Here is a 771-nt window from a genome sequence, read left to right as displayed (position 1 = left end):
GCTACCCCTTAAAGAAACAAGTGTAATTCAAGAATATAGAGAAGGTGGAGCTATGCAATATTGGATTAATAAGATAGATAACAGTTGGCTGCAATAAAGGAGGATAACGTGACGAAAGATCAAGAATTTATAAATTTAGCTCTAGATTGTGAGTGTATTCTAAAACAAAATATTCCGAGCAATCCTGACGATGCTAAAAGATATCATTTAATGTTAAACGAACTTACAGGATTAAGAATGACCATAAAATCAAACCAATTAAATGAAAAATTATATTATTTATCAATTACACAGATGCTTGAAAAAGATGATCCAGAAGAAGTATTACAAGCTGTTTTAACACTAAATACATTTTATTGTAACTACTATCAACATTTATAAAATTAGTAACCCAATAAACTTGAGCCTATATTATTTATAGATAACATGGCTTATAGTGAAAGGCACTCGAAAGGGTGCCTTTTCTTTAGAAAAATTAATCTAATAAGAAAGATGGTCTTAACGTAGAGCATACGCCTTAAAATATGTCTAAATTGTGTCTGAACGTACATTTTCTTTTTTTGATATGGTGACTCCATGCCATGCCCATCAACTTAAGAACGGAAATAAAAATGAATTTTTTTCATATAGGCCTCACCATACATGCCCATCAACTTAAGAATTTCCACTACCCCCAAGTACAAAAAACGTTATTCTTTCTTAACAAGATAGATAATGATACTTACGATTTAGAGAGGTGTTTTTTTCGTCTCATTCTCTGGGTTCACTCCA

1 protein-coding gene is annotated in these 771 nt (G+C 31.3%); it reads left to right on the top strand.

Features of this window, described 5'->3' with window-relative positions:
• The first annotated feature begins 108 nt into the window (after window positions 1–108).
• A complete protein-coding gene (locus ACQGS6_RS29410) occupies window positions 109–381 on the top strand; it encodes a hypothetical protein (protein ID WP_002204982.1) in 273 nt (90 codons plus the stop codon).
• The last annotated feature ends 390 nt before the right edge of the window (window positions 382–771 follow it).

Source organism: Bacillus sp. GMs2/2, from assembly GCF_050172095.1.
Lineage (GTDB): Bacteria > Bacillota > Bacilli > Bacillales > Bacillaceae_G > Bacillus_A > Bacillus_A cereus.
This window is presented reverse-complemented; position numbering and strand designations above follow the sequence as displayed.